This is a genomic window from Demequina subtropica (genome assembly GCF_000971235.1).
Taxonomy (GTDB): Bacteria; Actinomycetota; Actinomycetes; order Actinomycetales; family Demequinaceae; genus Demequina; species Demequina subtropica.
On record NZ_BBMB01000002.1, the window covers coordinates 130,470 to 151,481 of the forward strand.

Consider the following 21,012-nt stretch of genomic DNA (forward strand, 5'->3'; position numbering starts at 1 on the left):
CACAGGCGGAGGGGATGACGGAGCCCCCGCCGCCACGAGGGCGACGGGGGCTCGGTCGGCGTGTCGGATCAGCCCTCCGAGGAGAACTCCACGACCTCGGTGGCGGGGTCGCCGTCGAGCGCGGCCTCGAGCATCGGCACGAACGCCTCGATCGAGTAGAAGACCGACGAGGGGGAGTTCGCGAAGAACGCGCCCTCGAGGACCGGGTCGGACAGCCAGATGCTGCCGCCCACCGCAGAGATGTTCAGCGAGTCGAACAGCGGCAGGGACTGGAGCGAGTCGCGCGCCTCGGGCGTGGTCGCGACCTGCCACACGATCGAGTCGAGGTCGCCCAGGACGTCGAGCTGCTCGGCGCTGATCTGCATCCACGCCTCGTCGGTGCCCTCGATCGACGCGACGTCGAGGCCCACGTTCGCGAGGAACTGGTTGCGGGTGTCGTTCGCGCTGTAGACGAAGGCCTGGCCCTCGTAGAAGCCGCCCACCTGCGAGGTCATGCCCGCCCACTCGGGGTGCGCGTCGCGCACCTCGGCGAAGGCCGCGTCGATCTCGGCGATGATCGCCTCGGCCTCGTCGGTGGTGCCGGTCGCCTCGGCCAGGAGCGTGAGCTCGTCCGCGAGCGAGACGTTCCACTCGGCGGTCTCGTTGCCGTCCGCGTCGGTGGCGGGACGGGTCACGACGGGGGCGATGCCCGAGAGGAGGTCGTACTCCTCCTGCGTCATGGTGTGGTTCGGGTACGTCGCGACGATGAGGTCCGGCTCGAACGAGGCGATGAGCTCGGCGTCGTAGACGGTCGAGCCGGGCACGAACAGCTCGGGCTCCGCGCCCGCGGCGAGGCGGTCGTCCTCGGCCCACGGGCCGGTGCCGTTGGCGTAGCCCTGCCACGACTCGGGCACCGCGACGGGCGCGACGCCGAGCGCGTAGAGGTACTCGTGCTCGTGCGAGCCGAGCGTCACGACGCGCTGCGGCTCGGCCTCGACGGTGACCTCGCCCATGACGGTGTCGAGCGTGACGGGGAACGCTGCCGTCTCCGCGGCGGTGGGCTCGGCCGCGGTGGGCTCGGCCGAGGCGCCCGCGGTGGGCTCCTCCGCAGTCTCGGAGGGCGAGCACGCGGCGAGCGCGAGGGCCGCGGCGGCCGCCATGCCGATGGCGCCGGCGCGGCGCTGGGTGGAGGTGGTGAACATGCTGGTCCTTTCGTGGGGATCAGTGTCGGGTCGGGTGGTCGACGCGGGGTGCGCGACCGGTTGGGACGATCGGGGGTGCGGCGCCCGGCTCATCGCGCGCCGCCTGGTCCGTGCGCGGGCACCACCAAGGGCGTGCCGGTGACGGGGTCCTCGAGGACGCGTGCCTCGAGCGCGAACACCTCGCGGATGAGCTCCTCGGTGAAGACCTCGCGCGGCGTGCCGGCGGCCGCCACCACGCCGTCGCGCATCGCGATGACGTGATGCGCGTAGCGCGCGGCCTGCTGGAGGTCGTGGACCACCATGACGATGGTGCGCTCCTGGCGCGTGTTGAGGTGGTGGAGCAGGTCCATGACGTCGTACTGGTGCGCGATGTCGAGGTAGGTGGTCGGCTCGTCGAGGAGCATGAGCGGCGTGTCCTGCGCGAGGGTCATGGCGATCCACGCGCGCTGGCGCTGACCACCGGACAGCTCGTCGACCACGGCGTCCTGGATGCTCGTGAGCTGCGTCGAGTGCAGCGCCGAGGTCACCGCCATCTCATCCGTGGCGCTCCACGGGCGCAGCACCTTCTGGTGCGGGGTGCGGCCCCGGGCGACCAGCTCCTTGACCGTGATCCCCGCGGGGGCGATCGGCGACTGCGGGAGGAGTCCCACGCGCCGCGCGACCTCGCGCGTGGGGATCCGGTGGATGTCCTCGCCGTCGAGCAGCACGTTGCCCTGCGAGGTGGGGAGGAGGCGCACGAGCGCGCGCAGCAGCGTCGACTTGCCGCAGCCGTTGGGGCCCACGATCGCGGTGATCCTGCCGTCGGGCACCTCGACGTCCACGCCGTGGACGATCGGCGTGCCGCCGTAGCCGATCACGGCCTTCCGGGTCTGGAGCCTGGTCATGCGGGACCTCCTCGGGATGCGCGCCACACGAGCCACAGCAGGTACGGGGCGCCCACGGCGGCGGTGAAGACGCCGACGGGAAGCTGGACGGTGGTGGGCATGAGCTGGGCGACCTGATCGGCCGCGAGCAGCAGCAGCGCGCCTATGAGCGCCGACGGGATCAGCGTGACGCCCGCGTTGCGTGTGAGCCGGAGCGCGATCGCGGGGGCGACCAGGGCGATGAAGCCGATGGGGCCGGTGATCGCGACCGAGGCGGCGGCGAGCAGCACGGAGCACAAGGCGAGCACCATGCGCGCAGGCCCGACCGCGATGCCCAGCGCGCGGGCCGTGTCGTCACCCATCTCCATGGTGCGCAGCGACCGCGCGTTCCACAGGACCACGGGGAGCAGCACGGCGAGGCAGATTGCGGCCACGCTCACGTGCGTCCACGTGCGGCCCGTGACGGAGCCCACGAGCCATCCCAGCGCGTTGCCGGCCTCGTGCATGTCCATCCGGGTGAGCGCGTACTGCGTGGCCGCGTTGGCGACGAAGCCCATGCCGATGCCCGCGAGGATCATGCGCAGCGGGACGATGCCGTGGCGCCACGAGAGCAGCAGGATCAGTCCCGCGGTGGCGAGCGCGCCCGCGGCCGCTCCGGCAGCGGTCACCCACAGCGAGCCCGCGCCGATGAGCCAGAGCGTGAGGACGGCGCCCGTGCCGGCGCCCGCCGAGATGCCGATGAAGTCGGGGGAGGCGAGCGGGTTGCGCGTGAGCGACTGCAGGATCGCGCCGGACAGCCCGAGCATGGCCCCGACCAGCACGGCGGTCAGCGCGCGCGGCGCCCGGACCTGTCCGACGATGAAGTCGGCGGGCGCGCCGACGGGAATCCCGACGGCCGCCTTGAGCGACTCGAGGACCGTGATGCTCGACTGCCCGTGCGAGAGCGCGAACACCATGAGCGCGCCGAGCGCGACGAGCATGACCAGGCCCACGGCGAACGTCCGCCGATGAGTCGAGATGCCGAGCGGCCCGATGCGGAGAATCCTCACAGCTCCACCACCTTCATGCGCCGCGCCATGAGCGCGAAGATGAGGCCACCGATGAACGCGGTGCTGATGCCGACCCCGATCTCGCCCGGAGGCGCGACCACGCGGCCGATGACGTCGCACACGAGCACGAGCGCCGCGCCGCCGAGCGCGCTCACCACGAGCAGCCACGGCAGCGAGGCGCCGACGAGCGCGCGGGCGAGGTGCGGCACCGCGAGGCCGACGAAGACGATGGGGCCCGCGGCGGCGGTCGCCGCTCCCGCGAGCAGGGTCACGATGACGATGATCACCGTGCGGATGGCGCCGATGCGCACCCCGAGCGCGCGGGCCGCGTCCTCGCCGAGCGCGATCGCCTGGAGCTGACGCGACGCGAGCAGGCCCGCGGCGATCGCGACGACCACGATCCACGCGAGGGCGGTCACGTCGTAGTCCTGGCGTCCGGTGAGCGAACCCGCGACCCAGAGCCGGTACTGCTCCATGGTCTGGTCGTTGAGCAGCAGGATCGCGTACGTCACGGAGGACACGAGCGCGGTGAAGGCGACGCCGGCGAGCGCCAGGCGGACGGGGGCGCCCGCGGCGGCGCCACGAGCGCCGATCGAGTAGACGATGACCGCGGCCACGCCCGCGCCCACGAACGCGACGGGCACCTGTGCCGCGAAGCCGGTCGCCACGCCCGTGCTCAGCGCGATCACCACCGCGAGCGAGGCGCCCGCGTTGATGCCGAGCAGGCCGGGATCGGCGAACGGGTTCCGCGTGAGCGCCTGCATGAGCGCGCCCGCGACGCCGAGCGCCGCGCCCGCGAGGATGCCGATCACGGTCCGCGACACGCGAAGGTCGCTCACGATGAGCTGCTCCGGGTCGTTCGGATCGAGGTCGGTGAGCGCCTGCCACACCGTGCCCAGGTCGATCGCCCGCGCGCCGATCGCGAGCGACAGCGCGATCGCGACGACGAGCACCGCGGCTGCGGCGATCGCGATCAGGGCGCGCGTGCGCATCGGGCTCCTCAGGCTCGGGTGGTGCGCAGGCGTGTGCGCGGGTAAGGCCCACCTAACCTAGCGCATCCCGGGGCTATTTCGGAACGCCCTCGTTCCGTAAATGAAGCCTGCGGGAGGCGGCGATCAGCCCTGAGGGGCCTCGGAGTCGATCTCCGAGACCGGGCAGGCGTCGTCCGGGACCGCGACGTCGATGCCGTAGAGCGCGCGGATGGCCTCGAGGTACTGCGTGGCCTCGCCCGCCTGGGCGTGCTCGCGCGCGCGCACCGTGGGCGTGTGCAGAAGCGTCTTCGCGAAGCGGCGCAGCGCGGCCTCGGTCTCGTCGGCGCGGTCGATCGCCTCCTGCGCAGCGCCGGCGCCGGGGCGGATGCGGGCGACCTCGCGCTCGAGCAGGCCGAACACGTGCTCGCGCAGCGCGACCACGGCGGGGTCGAGCGACCGCGCGGTCTCGCCGTCGCCGAACCGCGCGACGGCGTGCGCGACGATCGACCGGGCCGCGTCGATGGCCCCCACGGACTCTCCCGGGGCGGAGGCGCCCACGTCGTCGAGACCGATGACGGTCACGCCGCGGAGCTCGCCGACGCCGGGAGCGATGTCGCGGTGGAGGGCGAGGTCGATCAGCGTCAGCGGGGCGTCGAGGCCGTGCCGAGCCGAGGCGACGAGCGCGGGGGTGACCACCACCGACTCGCCGCCGGAGCACGCGAACACCACGTCGGCCTCGCGGATCGCGAGCTCGAGCCCGTCGAGGTCGACCGCGTCGATGCGGTGGCGCAGGGCGAACTCCTGCGCGCGCCCCGAGGGGGAGAAGACGCCGTCGACGCGTGCGCCGCGGCCGTGGAGCGTCCCGACCGCGGTCTCCGCGAGGGCGCCGGTGCCGATCATCAGCACGCGCGCGCCATCCCAGTCGACGGTCGCGTCGGCGAGGTCGAGCGCGACGGACACGACGGAGCGCCCGGACGTTCCGAGCCCGGTCGAGGCGGCGACCACGCGCGACGTCCGCAGGGCCGACTGGAACAGGCGGTCGAGCCGAGGGGTGATCTGCTGGCGCTTCTGCGCCTCGATGTGCGCGCGACGCACCTGACCGCTGATCTCGCGCTCGCCCACGACCATCGACTCGAGGCCGGAGGTCACGGATAGGAGGTGCTGGATCGCGTCGTCGTCCTCGTAGGGGACGAGCGCCTGCTCGACGGTCTCGCGGTCCAGCGCGCTCGCGCGCGAGATCGCGTCGACCACGGCGGCGCGCGCGGCCTCGGTGTCGTCCGTCTCGACGTAGACCTCGAAGCGGTTGCACGTCGGGAGCACCACCGCGCCGACGACCGCCCCGTGAGCGTCGATCAGCTCCGAGGCGAGGGTGTCGGCGCCCACCTGCAGCTGCTCGAGCACGGCGAGCTCGCGGTTGCGGTGCGACGCGACAAGGGACAGGAAGGACACGGCCTCAATTCTGACACGGGACCACGACAGGGCAGAATCGAGTTCATGTCCGTCCTGCCCGCCGCCCACCCGCTCACCTCCGGCGCCGTCGCCGACGCGCCCCTGCTGGCCGCGCTGCGTGGCGACACCCCCGCGCATCGTCCCGTGTGGTACATGCGCCAGGCCGGCCGCTCGTTGCCCGAGTACCTCGAGGTGCGCCAGGGGACCACGATGCTCGAGTCGTGCCTCGACCCGGCGCTCGCCGCGGAGATCACGCTGCAGCCCGTGCGCCGCTACGGCGTCGACGCCGGCATCTTCTTCTCCGACATCGTGGTGCCGATGAAGGTGGCGGGCGTGGGCGTCGAGATCGCCCCCGGGGTCGGTCCCGTGTTCGCGCGCCCGATCCGCAGCATGGAGGACATCGAGGCGCTGCCCGACCTGGGCGAGGAGGGCGACCGCGGCACGTTCGACGCGGGGCTCGACGCGATCCGCGAGGCCGTGCGCCTCACGGTCGACCAGCTCGGCGGGACGCCGCTCATCGGCTTCGCGGGCGCGCCCTTCACCCTGGCCGCCTACATGGTCGAGGGTCGCCCGTCGCGGGACCACCTGGGCGCTCGTCGCCTCATGATCGCGGCGCCGGACGTCTGGGACGCCCTCACCGCGTGGACGTCGAGGGCCGCGGGGCTGTTCCTGCGCGCGCAGGTGCTTGCTGGCGCGTCCGCGGTGCAGCTCTTCGACTCGTGGGCGGGCTCCCTTGCGCCCGCGGACTACGTCGCGCACTGCCAGTCAGGCTCGGCCTCCGCGCTCGCTGCGGTCGCGGACCTCCCGGTGCCGCGGATCCACTTCGCGGCGCACGGCTCGCACCTGCTGCGCCCCATGGCCGATGCCGGCGCGACCGCCATGGGCGTCGACTACCGGCTGCCGCTCGACGAGGCGAACCGGATCCTCCGCGGCGCCTTCCCGCTCCAGGGCAACATCGACCCCGCACGCCTGACCGCGCCCGCCGACGTCCTCGAGACCCATGTGCTCGACGTGCTCGCTCGCGGCGCCGAGGCGCCGAGCCACGTGGTCAACCTGGGCCACGGCGTGCCCCCGGAGACGGACCCCGACGTGCTCCACCGCATCGTCGACCTGGTCCACGCGCGTGGCTGAACGCGTCCTCGTCGTCGGCGGGGGCATCGCGGGTCTGCTCGCCGCGCGTCGGCACGCGCGCCGCGGCGCGGTGGTCACGGTGCTCGAGTCCGGTCCCGGCTGGGGCGGCCGTGTGAGCCCCGTGCGGATCGCGGGGCTCACGCTCGACGCGGGCGCGGAGTCGTTCGCGACCCGGACGCCCGCCGTGGAGGCGCTCGTGCGCGAGCTCGGGCTCGGCGGATCGCTCGTGGCACCCACGCGCGCACCCGCCTGGGTGGTGACGCCCGACCGCGCCTACCCGCTGCCCACCACGGGCTGGCTCGGGATCCCCACGCGCCCGCTGCATCACGAGGTGCGGCGCATCATCGGCTGGGGCGCCGCCGCCGAGGCGGCGCTCGAGCGCTCGCGCCCGCTCGGCGAGGTCGCGGACGATGCGACGGTCGGGTCCCTGGTGCGCTCGCGGCTGGGCGAGCGCGTCGCGGACCTCCTGGTCGCGCCGGTCCTTCAGGGCGTGTACTCGCGGCCCCTCGACGAGCTCCCGCTCGCGGCGATCGACCCTACGCTGCCGCAGCAGCTGCGCGACGCCGGCAGCCTGATCGCGCTCGCAGAGCGGCGGCGGCGCCTCGCCCCGGCGGGTTCCGCGGTGCTCGGGCTCGAGGGCGGCATCTGGAGGATCACCGCGGCGCTCGCGGACTCCGCACGTGAGGCGGGCGTGCGGCTCGTCGTCGGCACGGCGGCGGAGTCGGCGCAGCGTCGCGACGGGGCATGGCACGTGCGGGCCGGCGGTGGCACGCTCGTCGCCGACACCCTCGTGCTCGCCGTTCCGCAGCCCGAGGCGCAGCGCCTCGTGCCCGAGCTGCCCGAGCCTCCCGACGGGCGCACGGTCGCGCTCGCGACGCTCGTGCTGCGCGCGCCCGAGCTCGACTCGGCGCCACGCGGCACCGGGGTGCTGGCGCTCGGCGGGGTGACGCGCGCGAAGGCGCTCACGCACGCGACCGCGAAGTGGCGATGGCTGCGCCGGCGTGCGGACGGCCGGCACATCGTGCGGCTGTCGTATTCCGTCGCCGACCCCGCCGAGGACCTGCTGGGCTGCGCGCTCGCCGACGCGAACCGCCTGCTGGGCGTCGACCTTGCTCCGGACCGGGTCCTCGAGTCCGCCCTGGTCGAGTGGCCCGACGCGTCGCCCGCCGCGGTGGCCGACCGTCGTCCGCTGCCCGGCCTCGAGCTGGTCGGGGCGGCCGCGGGGCTGTCCGGACTGGCGTCGATCGTGGGTGCGGAGAGCCCCAGGACCTAGGTCCTAGCGATTTCCCACGGGCACGAATCCATCGGAAGATGGTGCGCATGACCGAGACTCACGACGGATTCACCCTGTTCGCTGTCCTCGATGGGATGCTCGACGCCCCCGACGAGGACCTGGCCGAGGTGGTGGAGCACTTCGACGCCGCCGTGGCCGACATGGCCGACCAGGAGGTGGTCCTCCGCGGCATCTACGACGTGTCGGGCCTCCGCGCCGACGGCACCGTGATGCTGTGGCTGCACGGACCCCGCCTCGAGGACCTGCAGCTCGCGCTGCGCGAGCTCCGTGCGACCGAGCTGCTCGCGGAGACGACCCTCACGTGGTCCGCCGCGGGCGTCCACCGCGACGCCGAGTTCAACAAGCGTCACGTGCCCGGCTTCCTGCGGGGCGAGCACCCTCGCAACTGGCTGACCGTCTACCCGTTCGTGCGGTCCTACGAGTGGTACCTCCTGCCCGAGGAGGAGCGCTCCGCGATGCTGCGCGACCACGGCATGAAGGGAGCCGCGTTCAAGGGAGTGGTCGCCAACACCGTCGCCGCGTTCGCGCTGGGGGACTACGAGTGGCTCCTGCCCATGGAGGCGGACGAGGTCACCGACCTCGTCGACATGATGCGCGAGCTGCGCTACACCGAGGCCCGTCGCCACGTGCGCGAGGAGCTGCCGTTCTATACCGGTCGCCGCGTCACCACCGCGGAGGCCGTGGAGGTGCTCGCCTCATGACCGAGCCGCTCGCCGCATCGTCCCGCATCCTCGACGCGACCACCTACGACGCGATCCTCCTCGCGGGCTTCGGCGGCCCCGAGGGCCAGGAGGACGTGATCCCGTACCTGCGCAACGTCACGCGCGGCCGCGGCATCCCGGACGAGCGCCTCGAGGAGGTCTCGCACCACTACCGGCACTTCGGCGGCATCAGCCCCATCAACCAGCAGAACCGCGACCTCAAGGCCGCGCTCGAGGCCGAGATCGCCGCACGCGGGCTCGGGCTTCCGATCTACTGGGGCAACCGCTTCTGGGCGCCCTACCTGGGAGACGCGCTCAAGGAGATCCACGCAGACGGCCACCGCAAGGTGCTCGTGCTGGTCACCACCGCGTTCTCGAGCTACTCGGGCTGCCGCGCGTACCGCGAGGACCTCGCGGAGGCGCTCGCGGAGACCGGTCTCGCGGGCGAGCTCGAGCTCGACAAGGTGCGCCAGTACTTCGACCACCCCGGGTTCGTGAACCCCAACGTCGAGGCCGTCCGCTCCGGGCTCGCGTCGCTGCGCGAGCAGGGCCTCCTCGAGGGCGCCCACGTGATGTTCGCGACGCACTCGATCCCGACGGCGGCCGCGGACGTCTCCGGACCGCGCGAGGCGCTCCCGTCCGGCGAGGACGTCCCGACCGGCGGCGGCGAGGAGTGGTACGCCGGCGGCGGCTGGTACGTCGCGCAGCAGCGCGCGGTCGCCTCGCTCATCATGGACCGCCTGGCGGACGAGTTCCCCGGCATGCCGTGGAGCCTCGTGTTCCAGTCGCGCTCGGGCTCCCCCGAGATCCCGTGGCTCGAGCCCGACATCAACGACGCGATCGAGGCGCTGGACCCGGCCGTGAAGGGGCTCGTGATCTCGCCCATCGGCTTCGTCTCGGACCACATGGAGGTCGTGTGGGACCTCGACAACGAGGCGGTCGAGACCTGCCAGGGCCGCGGCATCGTGCCCGTGCGCGTGCCGACCGTGGGTGTGGACCCCGTCTTCGTGTCGGGTCTCGTCGACCTCGTCGAGGAGCGGCACGTCGCGCCCGGCGGCACGCCGCGCTCCCGCGAGGCGCTTACCGACCTCGGGCCGTGGCAGGACGTGTGCCCCACGGACTGCTGCGCGAGCCGCCTCAAGAAGGACACGATCGCCAACGCCTGACCGCCGCCCGGCGGCTCCGCCACACCGATCGACGGCTGCGCCACACACGCCTCGGCGTGTCGTCGGCGTGTCGCGAGCGACCCGGTCGCGGCCGCGCCGTTCGGCGCCGCGGTGTGTGGCGGAGCCGCAGCAGCGGCGGCGGCTCGGATAACGCAACGATGGTGTTGCCTTAATCGCCTCCTGGCCTCTACAGTGGGCGCAGACCGCGGCGCCCGCCGCGCCGGACGCCCCTGGAGCCGCCATGACGATGACCCGCGAGGCCCTCACCGATGTCGCCGCGATCGCCGGTGCCGCGCCGCTCTCGCAGATGCGGCTGGCCACCACGCACGGCAACGCAGTGGTGATCGGCGAGCACCCCGCGGGAGCGATGTGCGTCGACGGCTTCCGCCGGCTCATGGCCGCGTGGGTCGAGGGCTACGAGCCGCACGTCGAGTCCGTCGACTTCGTGGGCGCGAGCTACGCGGGCGGGATGCTCTCGTGCGGCGGCATGCACTACTTCGCGACCCGCCTCAGCGCACAGGAGACCGCGGCCTGCCTGCGCGAGCGCGGCGACTGGCCCGAGCAGGCGCACGCGGTGGTGCGCGAGGACCTGCTGCTGGACGTAAGCGTGGTCCAGGTGCTCTCGGCGGAGCTCGACGAGCCCGCGCTCGAGGAGGCCGCGCGCGACGCGCAGGCCGCGTGCCTGGTCGAGGAGCTGTGCCGCGACGTGTCGGCGGCGTAGGGACGTCCTCCCGGCACTTGGGACGGTCGGAGAGGGCACGCGAAGGGCCCCGGGGTGATCCCCGGGGCCCTTCGTCATGCTTGCCCACCCCGACACCTCCAACGGATCTCGAGGCGACACGCCGGCGGAACCGGCGCATCGTCCCCGTCGACCCGGCGTGTCGCGCCGAACTCCGTTGTGGCTGTCAGGAGAGGGGGCGGGTCAGGAGCGCGCGGCCTCCTCGAAGGCGCGGCGCGGCTCGTGGATGCGGCCCATCGAGACCAGGTCGCGGCGGAAGAACACGGCCGTCGCCCAGTCGATCGCCACACGCGCCTTGCGGTTGAAGGTGGGGATCGCCATGAGGTGGTACGTGCGGTGCATGAACCAGGCCGGCCAGCCGCGCAGCTTGAACCCCATGGTGGTCGCGACGCCCTTGTTGAGGCCGAGCGACGCCACGACGCCGAGGTGCTTGTGCTTGTACTGGGTGAGCGCCTCGCCCTTGAGCGACCGCGCGATGTTCGCGCCGAGGTGCTTCGCCTGGCGGACCGCGTGCTGCGCGGACGGGGCGCACCAGTCGCCCTCGTCCTCGACCAGGTTGGGGACCTGCGCGCAGTCGCCGGCGGCCCACGCGCCGCCGATCGGCTCGCCGGACTCGTCGATGACCTGGAGGGTCGCCGCGGTGTTGACGTGGCCGCGCGGCCCGAGCGGCAGGTCCGAGGTGGCGAGCACGGGGGAGGGCTTCACGCCCGCGGTCCACACCAGGGTGTCGGCCTCGAAGGACTCGCCGTTCGACAGGACGATGTGCCCGTCGATGCAGCTCTCAAGCCGGGTCTCGAGCAGCACGCGCATGCCGCGGCGCTCGAGCTCCTCGACGGTGTAGTCGCCCATCTCGGGGCCCATCTCGGGCAGGATCCGGTTCATCGCCTCGACCATGACGAAGTTGAGGTCGTCGCGCGAGAGCTCCGGGTAGTACCGCAGTGCGGCCTTGGCCATGTCCTCGGTCTCCGCGAAGGCCTCGACGCCCGCGAAGCCGCCGCCCACGAACACGAAGGTGAGGAGCTTGCGACGCAGCTCCTCGTCGTCCGTGGTCGCGGCGCGTGCGATGCGGCCGAGCACGCGGTTGCGCAGGCTGATGGCCTCCTCGACGTACTTGAAGCCGATGCCGAACTCGGCCAGGCCGGGGATGGGCAGGGTGCGCGACACGGCGCCGAGCGCGATCACGATCTCGTCGTAGTCGATCTCCATGACCTCGCCCAGGTCGGTGGTCGCGGTGACGCGGCGCGACCCGTGGTCGATGCCCTCGACCTTGCCCTGGAGGATCCGCGCGCCGTCGAGCTCGCGGCGCAGCGGGACCACGGCGTGACGGGGCTCGATCGAGCCCGCGCCCACCTCGGGCAGGAAGGGCGCGTAGGTCATGTACGGGCGCCGGTCGAGGACGGTGACGTCGACTCGGTCGGACGCCTTCCGCATCAGGGTGAGGGCGGTGTAGAGGCCGACGTAGCCTCCGCCCAGGATGAGGACGCGAGTGCGTGACATGGTGACACCTCCAGGGAGGGAACCACGGGCGTCCGTGCGCTGTTCCCGCATCGGCCGTCCCGCGGCCGTGCGATCAGAACGCGAGGATTCTACGTGACGCGCACGGCCGCTCGCACCCGCGTGCTCGCTGTCAGCGACCGACCATCGTGGTGACGTCGAGCAGCTCGTCGAGCTGCTTCTCCGTGATCTCGCCGCGCTCGACGAAGCCGAGGTCGATCGTGGCCTCGCGCACCGTCAGGCCGGCCTTGACCGAGTGCTTGGCGATCTTCGCCGCGTTCTCGTAGCCGATGACCCGGTTGAGCGGGGTGACGATGCTCGGGCTGGCCTCCGCGAGGCGGCGCGCCTTGTCGACGTTGGCGACGATGCCGTCCACCGTGCGATCGGCGAGCACGCGGCTCGCGTTCGCGAGCAGGCGGGTCGACTCGAGCGTGCCCAGCGCCATCACCGGGATCTGCACGTTGAGCTCGAAAGCGCCCGACGCGCCGGCCCACGCGACCGTCGCATCGTTCCCGATCACGCGGGCGCAGACCATCAGCACGGCTTCGGGGACCACGGGGTTGACCTTCCCGGGCATGATCGACGAGCCGGGCTGGAGGTCGGGCAGCTGGATCTCGCCCAGGCCGGTGTTCGGGCCGGAGCCCATCCATCGCAGGTCGTTGCAGATCTTGGTGAGCGAGACCGCGATGGTGCGCAGCGCGCCCGAGACCTCGACCAGGCCGTCGCGCGCGGACTGCGCCTCGAAGTGGTTGCGTGCCTCGGTGATCGGCAGCCCGGTGTCCTCGGCCAGCAGCGCGATCACGCGCTGCGGGAAGCCCTCGGGCGTGTTGATGCCGGTGCCGACGGCCGTGCCGCCCAGCGGCACCTCCGCGACGCGGGGGAGCGCGACCAGCAGGCGCTCGACGCCGTAGCGGATCGCGGCGGCGTAGCCCGAGAACTCCTGGCCCAGCGTCACGGGCGTCGCGTCCATGAGGTGCGTGCGGCCGGACTTGTAGACGTCTGCGAACTCCTCGGACTTCGCCTCGAGGGACGTGGCCAGGTGCTCGAGCGCGGGGATGAGGTCGCCCACGAGCGAGGCGGTCGCGGCGACGTGCACGGAGGTGGGGAACACGTCATTCGAGGACTGCGACGCGTTGACGTGGTCGTTCGGGTGGACGTCGCGACCGAGCGTGCGGGTCGCAAGAGTCGCGATGACCTCGTTGGTGTTCATGTTGGAGGACGTGCCGGAGCCGGTCTGGAAGACGTCGACGGGGAAGTGCGCGTCATGGACGCCGGAGGCGACGGCATCGGCCGCGGCGACGATCGCATCGGCGATGTCCTGATCGAGCACCCCGAGCTCCGCGTTGGCGCGGGCGGCGGCCTTCTTCACACGCGCGAGCGCCTCGATATGGCGGCGCTCGAGGGTGATCCCCGAGAGGGGGAAGTTCTCGACGGCGCGCTGGGTCTGCGCGCGGTAGAGGGCGTCGGCGGGGACCCGGACCTCGCCCATGGTGTCGTGCTCGATGCGGAACTCCGTTGTCATGGCGCCCAGTGTGGCACGGGTGCCGAGGACCTATGTCCCGAGCTCCGCCGCGGTCGGAGGGTTCGCTCCGGGGCGCGAGCAGGTGAGCGCGCCGATGCGCACGCACCGCTCGAGGATGGCGGTCACGGTCGCGTCGTCGACCTCTCGCAGCGCGGCGCGCCGCGCGCCGCCGAGGAGTCCCGCGGTCCACAGGCCGTCGATCAGCCCGGACATGAACGAGTCGCCCGCGCCGACGGTGTCCGCGACGTCCACGGCGACGCCGGGCGCGTGGATCTCGCGGCCGTCGTGGAGGAACGCGCTGGCGCCCTCCGCGCCCCGGGTGACCACGACGAGGGCGGGGCCCATGCCCGCCCAGGCCCGCGCCGCATCGTCCACGTCGCCGCCGGCCGTGAGCCACTCGAGGTCCTCGTCCGAGGCCTTGACCACGTCGGCGATCCTCACGAACCTCTCGGTCGCGGCGCGTGCGGCGGCGGGCTCTCCCATGAGGGTCGGGCGTGCGTTCGGGTCGTACGTGACCGTCGCGCCGTGGCGCAGCGCCCGCACCACGGTGAGCACGTCGCTCGCGCCGGGCTCGAGCACGGCGGCGATCGAGCCGGTGTGGACCGCGAGCGGCGCGTTGCGCATCCGGACTCCGGGGGAGAGGTGCCAGTCGATCGCGAAGTCGTACGTGGCGGAGCCGTCGGCACCGATGGTGGCCGTCGCGACCGAGGTCGCGCCCGGGCCCGCGGATCCGGGGGTCAGGCGGACGCCCGCATCCTGGAGGTGGTCGGCGACGAGCACGCCGTGCGGGTCGAGCCCGAGGTGGGTGAGGAGGTCGGCGTCCCTGCCCAGCTTCGCGAGGCCCAGGGCGACGTTCGCCGGGGAGCCGCCCGGGTGGGTCGCGGTCCCGTCCGGGCGGACGACCACGTCGACCAGCGCCTCCCCGATCACGAGGACGTGATCGCTCATCGACCCGGCTCCTCGTCCTCCTCGGTGGGCACGATGCCGACGATCCCGGCGTCGGCGGCCTCGCCGTCGTCCCCCGCCTCGGCGATGCGGGCATAGGCGCCGTCGAGCAGCGCCTGGCAGCGCGTGGCGAGCGCCTCGCCCCGCTCCCACAGGCCAAGCGAGTCCTCAAGGGTCGCGCTGCCGCCCTCGAGGCGCGCGACGATCGCGATGAGCTCGTCCCTCGCCTCCTCGTACGACAGCGACTCGACAGGGCGCTCGGAAGGTGCGGCGGCGTCACTCATGCCGACCACGCTACCGGGCGCGCTCTCAAGAACTTCGCGAATAGTGCCGAGAACGTCGTCATACCCGGGACATACGGCCCTCTCATGGGGTACGTTCCCGGAACAACACGATGAGGTGGACATGTTCAGCGACAGCAACGCACAGCAGACGGCCCGACAGAGCGCGCTCAAGGCGATCCCCGACGGGGTCACCGATGGCGAACTCGCCTCGCTCGCCCGCTCGCCCGAGGTCAAGGTCCGTGCCGCCGTCGCCGCGCACGCGGGCACGCCCCTCATGACGCTGCTGAAGCTCGCCGAGGACTCCGCGCCGGACGTCCGCATCGGCCTCGCGCGCAACCGTCGCGAGTCGATCCCGCTCGAGGTCCGCGAGGATCTCGCGAAGGACAAGAACGTCGACGTCATCTACGCGCTCATCGACAACCCTGCCGTGCCGGAGTCGCTCATCGCGAAGCTGGGCCGCCAGCTCCACAAGGAGTACGCCAAGGCCGCGCGCGCCCGCAGCGCCGCGGTGAAGGCCGGCACGTGGAAGGCTCCCGAGTCCGCCGCTCCGGCGCCCGCGGCGCAGCCCGCCGCCGCCGCGGCCGCGCCGCAGGTCCCGGCGTTCCCGCCCACGGTCCAGGCGCCGAGCCGCACCGAGACCACCGCGCCGCACAACAACTCGTCGCGCGCCGACGCGCTGGACATCCTGCTCGGCAACAACAAGCGCTGACAGGGGTCCCGCGCGTCAGCGCGCGGTGGCCTCGATCTCGCCGCGTGCGACGCGGATGCGCAGCGCGTCGCCCGCGCTCACCTCGGCGGCGTCGCGGATCACGGCGCCCTCGGGCGTGCGCACCACGGCGAAGCCGCGCTCGAGCGTGCTCAGCGGGCTGAGCGCGCGCAGCGACGCGGTGAGCTCCCGCGTGCGCGCGCCGGCGCGGTCGAGCACGCCCGTCATCGCGCGGGTCGATCGCTCGCGGCCCCTCGCCACCGCCTCGGCGTAGGGCGCGAGCATCGCCTCCGGGCGCGCCAGGACGGGACGCGAGCGCATCGTGCGCAGGCCGAGCATCTCGCGCGCCACGTACCGCTCGACGGCCGCGGCCATCGTCCGCCGTGCGCGGGCGAGGCCCTGGGCCTCCGCGGCGGCGTCGGGCACGATGCGCTTGCCGGCGTCGGTGGGGGTCGACGCGCGGTAGTCGGCGACCAGGTCGAGCAGCGGCGAGTCCTTCTCGTGCCCGATCGCGCTCACGAGGGGCGTCACGCAGGCGGCGGCGGCGCGCACGAGCGCCTCGTCGCTGAACGGCAGCAGGTCCTCGAACGAGCCTCCGCCGCGCGCCACCACGATGACGTCGATGTCCGGGACCGCGTCGAGCTCGCGGATCGCCGTGGTGGTCTCGGGGACCGCGCGGGGTCCCTGGACGGTCACGCGGCGGATCTCGAAGCGGACGCCGGGCCACCGCCGGGTCGCGTTCTCGACCACGTCGTGCTCCGCGTCGCCCTGGGTCGCGCATACGAGGCCGACCCTGCGCGGGATGAACGGCAGCGGGACCTTCCTGTCGAGGTCGAACAGGCCCTCACGGGCGAGGGCCTCCTTGAGAGCCTCGAGCCGCGCGAGCAGGTCGCCGAGCCCCACCTGCCGCACCTCGCGCCCCGCGAGCTGGAGGGAGCCGGAGCGCGTCCACCACTCGGGCTTGGCGTGGATGACCACCCGGGTGCCGTCCACCAGGTCGATGCCGAGCGCCTCGGCCTCGCGCGCCAGCAGCGTCGCGCTGATCGACATGTTCTCGTCGGTGTCGCGCAGCGTGAGGAACACGAGGTGACGCCAGCGCTTGACGTTGAGCACCTGCCCCTCGACCCACACGGCGGGCAGGCGGGAGATGAAGTCGCCGATCTTGGGGGAGAGGTGGCGGACGGGCCAGGGCCGCTCGGCCGACGTCTCGCCGGCCGTCGCGGGCAGGGTGTGGGGCGCGGGGCTCTCGGTCACGGGCCTCAGCCTGCCACGTAGGATGGAGCGCATGCCTGACACCCCCACCAAGCGCGTCCTGCTGGCTGCGCCGCGAGGCTACTGCGCGGGCGTGGACCGCGCGGTCATCGCGGTCGAGAAGGCGCTCGAGCTGCACGGCGCACCTATCTATGTGCGCAAGGAGATCGTCCACAACAAGTATGTGGTCGAGACGCTCTCGGAGCGGGGCGCGATCTTCGTCGACGAGACGGACGACGTCCCGGAGGGCGCCCGCGTGGTGTTCTCCGCGCACGGGGTCTCGCCCGCGGTGCGCGAGGCGGCCGATGCGCGCAACCTCCTGACGATCGACGCGACGTGCCCCCTGGTGACCAAGGTGCACAAGGAGGCCATCCGCTTCGCGCGCGACGAGCGGACCATCCTGCTCATCGGCCACACCGGTCACGAGGAGGTCGAGGGGACCGCGGGCGAGGCGCCCGAGCACACGATCGTGGTCAACTCGCCCGACGATGTGGACGGACTCGAGGTCCCGGACCCCGAGAACGTGGTGTGGCTGTCCCAGACCACCCTGTCCGTGGACGAGACGATGGAGACCGTGCGACGCCTGCGCGAGCGCTTCCCCGCGCTCCAGGACCCGCCGAGCGACGACATCTGCTACGCCACCCAGAACCGCCAGGTGGCGGTCAAGAAGCTCGCGCCCGAGTGCGACCTGGTGGTCGTGGTGGGCTCCGCGAACTCGTCGAACTCCGTCCGCCTGGTCGAGGTGGCCCTCCAGTCGGGTGCGCGGACCTCGTACCGCGTCGACCGCGCGACCGAGATCCGCGACGAGTGGTTCGACGGGGTCACGACCGTGGGAGTGACCTCCGGCGCGTCGGTTCCGGAGATCCTCGTGCGCGACGTGCTCGCGGACCTGGCAGGCCGCGGCTACGAGACGGTCGAGGAGGTCCGGACCGCCACGGAGGACCTCATGTTCTCCCTGCCGCGCGAGATTCGCGCCGACCTCAAGGCCAAGGAGGCCGAGCGCGCCGTCCGCGCGTGAGCCTCCTCGGGGTCATCGACGGTCGAGCAGCTCTCCCTGCTCCTCGAGCGGGACGTCGGCCGCGGTGAGCTCGCGCACCTCGGTGTCGATCGGGGACGCCGCGAACTCGCCGTCGAGCTGCTGGAGCGTCCCCATGCGGCGGGCGGACGGCAGCACGCGGCGCTCGAAGGCGCCGATGGTGTCGTTGTAGGCCTTGCTCGCGGAGTCGAGCTGCTTGCCGAGCCTCGCGAGGTGCCCGCCCATGGTGGTGAGGCGGTCGTACAGCTCGCGCCCCGTGGTGAGCACCTGCTGGGCGTTCTCCGCCAGCGCCGTCTCGCGCCACGCGTGCGCGATGGTGCGCAGCAGCGCGACGAGGGTGGTCGGTGTCGCGATCACCACGCCCTGCTCCCACGCCCACTCCTGCAGGCGGGGCTCACGCTCCAGCGCGAGCTGCAGGAACGACTCCGCGGGCATGAAGAGGACGACGAACTCGAGCCGCGAGTCGACCTGGCTGGTGTACGCCTTGCCCCTGAGCTCCTGGACCCGCTTGCGGACCGCGTCGACGTGGCGGTCGAGCGTCGCGTCCCTGTCGACCGACTCGTCGTCGAGGTCGAGGATCGCGTCGAACGGGGTCTTGGCGTCGACGACCACGGTGCGCCCGCCCGCGAGGTGGACGAGCATGTCGGGACGCAGCCTCCGCCCGTCCTCGTCCGTGTCGGTGGCCTGCTCCACGAAGTCGACGTGGTGCACGAGCCCGGCCACCTCGACCACGCGCCGCAGGTGGAGCTCTCCCCAGCGGCCGCGCACCTCAGGCCTCCGCAGCGCGGTCCTGAGCCCCGCGGTCTCCCGGCCGACCTTGTCGGAGGCGTCCATGAGCGCGCGCACCTGCTCCGTGAGACGCGCCTCGGACGCGAGCCGCGCCTTGTCCGCCTCGCCCGTGGAGCGGCGGACCTCGTCCAGCGCCCGCGCCATCGGGTCGACCAGCCGGCGCATCGTCTCCTCGCGCCGCTGCGCCTCGGCGCTCTGCGCGGTGCGCTCGGCTGCGAGCCGGCGCTCCTGCGTCTCCGCGAGGGTGCGGGCGGCATCGGCCGCCAGCGCGCGGAACTGGTCGCGGAGGGACTCCTGGTCGGCGGCGGCCCTCGCCTCGCGCGCCTCCGCGGCGCGCAGGCTCGCGCGAGCCTCCGCCAACTCGGCGCGGATGCCGGCGCCCCGGGCGACCATGAGCGCGGCTCCCAGCGCGACGCCGACGGCGAGGGACAGGACTGCGATGAGGATCTCGGTCATGGCGCAAGCATCGCAGGGGGCACTGACATCGAGTACTGAGACGCCTTGACCGAATCATCCCGAATGTCATGTGATGGACACCACATCAGTCTCGCATCATGAGACGGGTGGTTACTGTTTGGTCACGAAAGGGGGGCAATTCAGCCGGAGAAACACTCCGGTAATCAGAGATTGTTTAGCCTGTCCGGGTTGCACGTCATCAGCGTGCATCCGAGTCGCCGCTCCGACACCCCGGTCCGGCGCCTATCCAAGCCCGCCGCTCGGCGGGCGCATGTAGGAGGAAAAGTGAAGTTCAGCAAGTCCGTGATCGGCGGTGCGGCCCTCGCCTCGGCGTCCGCGCTCGTCCTGGTCGGCTGCTCGCCTGAGGGCTCCGAGTCCGACTCGACCGCGACGGCGGGCGACTCGGCATCGACCGGCGCCGCCATCATCAAGACCAACGGCTCCGAGCCGCAGAACCCGCTCATCCCGGTCGCGACCAACGAGACCGGCGGCGGCAAGATCATCGACGCCCTCTTCGCGGGCCTTGTGTACTACGACGCCACCGGCGCCGCGCACAACGAGGTCGCCGAGTCCATCGAGACCGACGACTCGCAGACCTTCACCGTCACGCTCAAGGACGGCTGGACCTTCACCGACGGCACGCCCGTCACCGCGAGCTCCTTCGTGGACGCGTGGAACTGGGGCGCCGACCCGGCGAACTCCGCCACCGCGCTCAACAGCTACTTCTTCGAGCAGATCGAGGGCTTCGACGGCTACAACTCGGAGGAGGGCGCCTCCAACCCCGAGATGTCCGGCCTCAAGGTCATCGACGACTCGACCTTCACCATCACGCTCGCGGCGCCGAACGCGGAGTTCCCCCTCGCGCTCGGCTACTCGGCCTTCTACCCGCTGCCCGAGTCCTTCTTCGCGGACCCCGAGGCCTTCGGCAAGGCCCCGGTCGGCAACGGCATCTACACGCTCGCCTCGGCGGACGACTGGAAGCACGATGTCCAGATCGACCTGTCGGTCAACGACTCGTACGCCGGTGAGCGCGAGGTCATGAACGACGGCCTCTCGATCGTCTTCTACGCGTCGCAGGACGCCGCCTACGCGGACCTCCTCGCGGGCAACGTCGACGTGATCGACGGCATCCCGGACGCGAACCTCGCGACCTTCGGTGACGACCTCGGCGAGCGCGCGGTCAACCAGCCCGCCGCGATCTTCCAGTCCTTCACCATCCCGCAGAACCTCGAGCACTTCTCGGGCGAGGAGGGCAACCTCCGTCGCCAGGCGCTCTCGATGGCGATCAACCGCGACGAGATCACGAACGTGATCTTCCAGGACACCCGTACGCCGGCCTCCGACTTCACGTCGCCGGTCATCGACGGCTGGTCGGACTCGATCCCCGGCTCCGAGGTCCTCGAGTACAACCCCGAGAAGGCGGTTGAGCTCTGGGCCGAGGCCGACGCGATCTCGCCGTGGTCGGGCACCTTCTCGATCGGCTACAACTCGGACGGCGGTCACCAGACCTGGGTCGAGGCTGTCACCAACTCGATCGAGAACACGCTCGGCATCGACGCGTCGGGCCTGCCCTACGCGACCTTCGCCGACTTCCGCACCGACGTGACGAACCGCACCATCACCGGCGCGTTCCGCACCGGCTGGCAGGCGGACTACCCGTCGCTCGAGAACTTCCTCGGCCCGATCTACTACACCGGTGCCGGCTCGAACGATGGCGACTACTCCTCGGAGGAGTTCGACACCCTGGTCGACGAGGGCAAGACCGCCTCGACGCCCGAGGAGGCCATCGAGAAGTTCCAGCAGGCGCAGGAGGTCCTGTTCACGGACCTGCCGGCCATCCCGCTCTGGTACTCCAACGTGACCGGTGGCTACGCGGACACCGTCGAGAACGTCCAGTTCGACTGGCACTCGGTCCCGCTGTTCTACGAGATCACCAAGAAGTAAGCGCCACCTTTGCCCGCCTCGCGACCGCGAGGCGGGCAAAG

At 72.4% G+C, this 21,012-nt stretch carries 19 protein-coding genes; 8 read left to right on the forward strand and 11 right to left on the reverse strand.

The genetic code is table 11. The features are described 5' to 3' along the window. Nucleotides 1-68: 68 nt before the first annotated feature. The 5 genes from AOM06_RS01905 to AOM06_RS01925 form a co-directional block, all read right to left on the reverse strand. Nucleotides 69-1,181, reverse strand: coding sequence for an ABC transporter substrate-binding protein (locus AOM06_RS01905; RefSeq protein ID WP_062301885.1), 1,113 nt, complete (start codon nt 1,179-1,181; stop codon nt 69-71). 89 nt (nt 1,182-1,270) lie between these two features. Beyond that, nucleotides 1,271-2,065: an ABC transporter ATP-binding protein gene (locus tag AOM06_RS01910; RefSeq protein ID WP_062301887.1), complete on the reverse strand. Its 795-nt coding sequence runs from the start codon at nt 2,063-2,065 to the stop codon at nt 1,271-1,273. Then, nucleotides 2,062-3,093 carry a FecCD family ABC transporter permease gene (locus AOM06_RS01915; RefSeq protein WP_062301890.1) on the reverse strand — a complete coding sequence of 344 codons (1,032 nt, stop codon included), beginning with the start codon at nt 3,091-3,093 and terminating at the stop codon, nt 2,062-2,064. Before AOM06_RS01915 ends, AOM06_RS01910 begins: the two co-directional genes overlap by 4 nt. Then, on the reverse strand, nt 3,090-4,085 hold the full coding sequence (locus AOM06_RS01920) for a FecCD family ABC transporter permease (RefSeq protein WP_062301892.1): 996 nt from the start codon (nt 4,083-4,085) through the stop codon (nt 3,090-3,092). Before AOM06_RS01920 ends, AOM06_RS01915 begins: the two co-directional genes overlap by 4 nt. A 123-nt stretch (nt 4,086-4,208) precedes the next feature. Next, nucleotides 4,209-5,513, reverse strand: a complete 1,305-nt coding sequence (locus tag AOM06_RS01925; RefSeq protein WP_062301895.1) for a glutamyl-tRNA reductase — start codon at nt 5,511-5,513, stop codon at nt 4,209-4,211. 45 nt (nt 5,514-5,558) lie between these two features. Between AOM06_RS01925 and hemE the strand changes: the two genes are divergently transcribed. The 5 genes from hemE (at nt 5,559) to AOM06_RS01950 (ending at nt 10,526) form a co-directional block, all read left to right on the forward strand. Continuing rightward, nucleotides 5,559-6,644: a uroporphyrinogen decarboxylase gene (gene hemE, locus AOM06_RS01930; RefSeq protein WP_062301896.1), complete on the forward strand. Its 1,086-nt coding sequence runs from the start codon at nt 5,559-5,561 to the stop codon at nt 6,642-6,644. Further along, on the forward strand, nt 6,637-7,917 hold the full coding sequence (locus tag AOM06_RS01935; RefSeq protein ID WP_062301897.1) for a protoporphyrinogen/coproporphyrinogen oxidase: 1,281 nt from the start codon (nt 6,637-6,639) through the stop codon (nt 7,915-7,917). The genes hemE and AOM06_RS01935 overlap by 8 nt, the downstream gene beginning before the upstream one ends. Before the next feature lie 47 nt (nt 7,918-7,964). Continuing rightward, on the forward strand, nt 7,965-8,639 hold the full coding sequence (gene hemQ, locus AOM06_RS01940) for a hydrogen peroxide-dependent heme synthase (RefSeq protein WP_174447459.1): 675 nt from the start codon (nt 7,965-7,967) through the stop codon (nt 8,637-8,639). Beyond that, complete coding sequence (locus tag AOM06_RS01945) at nt 8,636-9,805, forward strand: ferrochelatase (RefSeq protein WP_062301901.1); 1,170 nt, start codon at nt 8,636-8,638, stop codon at nt 9,803-9,805. Before hemQ ends, AOM06_RS01945 begins: the two co-directional genes overlap by 4 nt. Nucleotides 9,806-10,046: 241 nt before the next feature. Next, nucleotides 10,047-10,526, forward strand: coding sequence for a hypothetical protein (locus tag AOM06_RS01950; protein ID WP_062301903.1), 480 nt, complete (start codon nt 10,047-10,049; stop codon nt 10,524-10,526). Between the two features lie 201 nt (nt 10,527-10,727). On the opposite strand, the gene AOM06_RS01955 is transcribed toward AOM06_RS01950, so the two are convergent. The 4 genes from AOM06_RS01955 to AOM06_RS01970 form a co-directional block, all read right to left on the reverse strand. Next, complete coding sequence (locus tag AOM06_RS01955) at nt 10,728-12,041, reverse strand: NAD(P)/FAD-dependent oxidoreductase (RefSeq protein WP_062301905.1); 1,314 nt, start codon at nt 12,039-12,041, stop codon at nt 10,728-10,730. 130 nt (nt 12,042-12,171) lie between these two features. Next, entirely contained in the window at nt 12,172-13,560 is a 1,389-nt protein-coding gene (locus AOM06_RS01960) for a class II fumarate hydratase (RefSeq protein WP_062301908.1), read from the reverse strand. Between the two features lie 30 nt (nt 13,561-13,590). Next, entirely contained in the window at nt 13,591-14,508 is a 918-nt protein-coding gene (locus AOM06_RS01965) for a carbohydrate kinase family protein (protein WP_062301910.1), read from the reverse strand. After that, nucleotides 14,505-14,789 carry an exodeoxyribonuclease VII small subunit gene (locus AOM06_RS01970; RefSeq protein ID WP_062302242.1) on the reverse strand — a complete coding sequence of 95 codons (285 nt, stop codon included), beginning with the start codon at nt 14,787-14,789 and terminating at the stop codon, nt 14,505-14,507. Before AOM06_RS01970 ends, AOM06_RS01965 begins: the two co-directional genes overlap by 4 nt. A gap of 121 nt (nt 14,790-14,910) precedes the next feature. Here AOM06_RS01970 and AOM06_RS01975 point away from each other — a divergent pair, with 121 nt between their 5' ends. Then, nucleotides 14,911-15,498, forward strand: coding sequence for a hypothetical protein (locus tag AOM06_RS01975; protein ID WP_062301913.1), 588 nt, complete (start codon nt 14,911-14,913; stop codon nt 15,496-15,498). 15 nt (nt 15,499-15,513) lie between these two features. Here the strand turns inward: AOM06_RS01975 and xseA are convergent, their stop codons facing one another. Then, nucleotides 15,514-16,749 carry an exodeoxyribonuclease VII large subunit gene (gene xseA, locus AOM06_RS01980; protein ID WP_228372816.1) on the reverse strand — a complete coding sequence of 412 codons (1,236 nt, stop codon included), beginning with the start codon at nt 16,747-16,749 and terminating at the stop codon, nt 15,514-15,516. A gap of 31 nt (nt 16,750-16,780) precedes the next feature. On the opposite strand from xseA, the gene AOM06_RS01985 reads away from it, so the two are divergent. Then, nucleotides 16,781-17,764, forward strand: a complete 984-nt coding sequence (locus tag AOM06_RS01985) for a 4-hydroxy-3-methylbut-2-enyl diphosphate reductase (protein ID WP_062301918.1) — start codon at nt 16,781-16,783, stop codon at nt 17,762-17,764. Nucleotides 17,765-17,776: 12 nt separating this feature from the next. Here the strand turns inward: AOM06_RS01985 and AOM06_RS01990 are convergent, their stop codons facing one another. Continuing rightward, on the reverse strand, nt 17,777-19,027 hold the full coding sequence (locus AOM06_RS01990; protein ID WP_062301921.1) for a DNA recombination protein RmuC: 1,251 nt from the start codon (nt 19,025-19,027) through the stop codon (nt 17,777-17,779). 285 nt (nt 19,028-19,312) lie between these two features. On the opposite strand from AOM06_RS01990, the gene AOM06_RS01995 reads away from it, so the two are divergent. Beyond that, the gene (locus tag AOM06_RS01995; protein WP_082105235.1) at nt 19,313-20,971 is read left to right on the forward strand and encodes a peptide ABC transporter substrate-binding protein; all 1,659 of its coding nucleotides are present in this window, start codon (nt 19,313-19,315) and stop codon (nt 20,969-20,971) included. Nucleotides 20,972-21,012 lie beyond the last annotated feature (41 nt).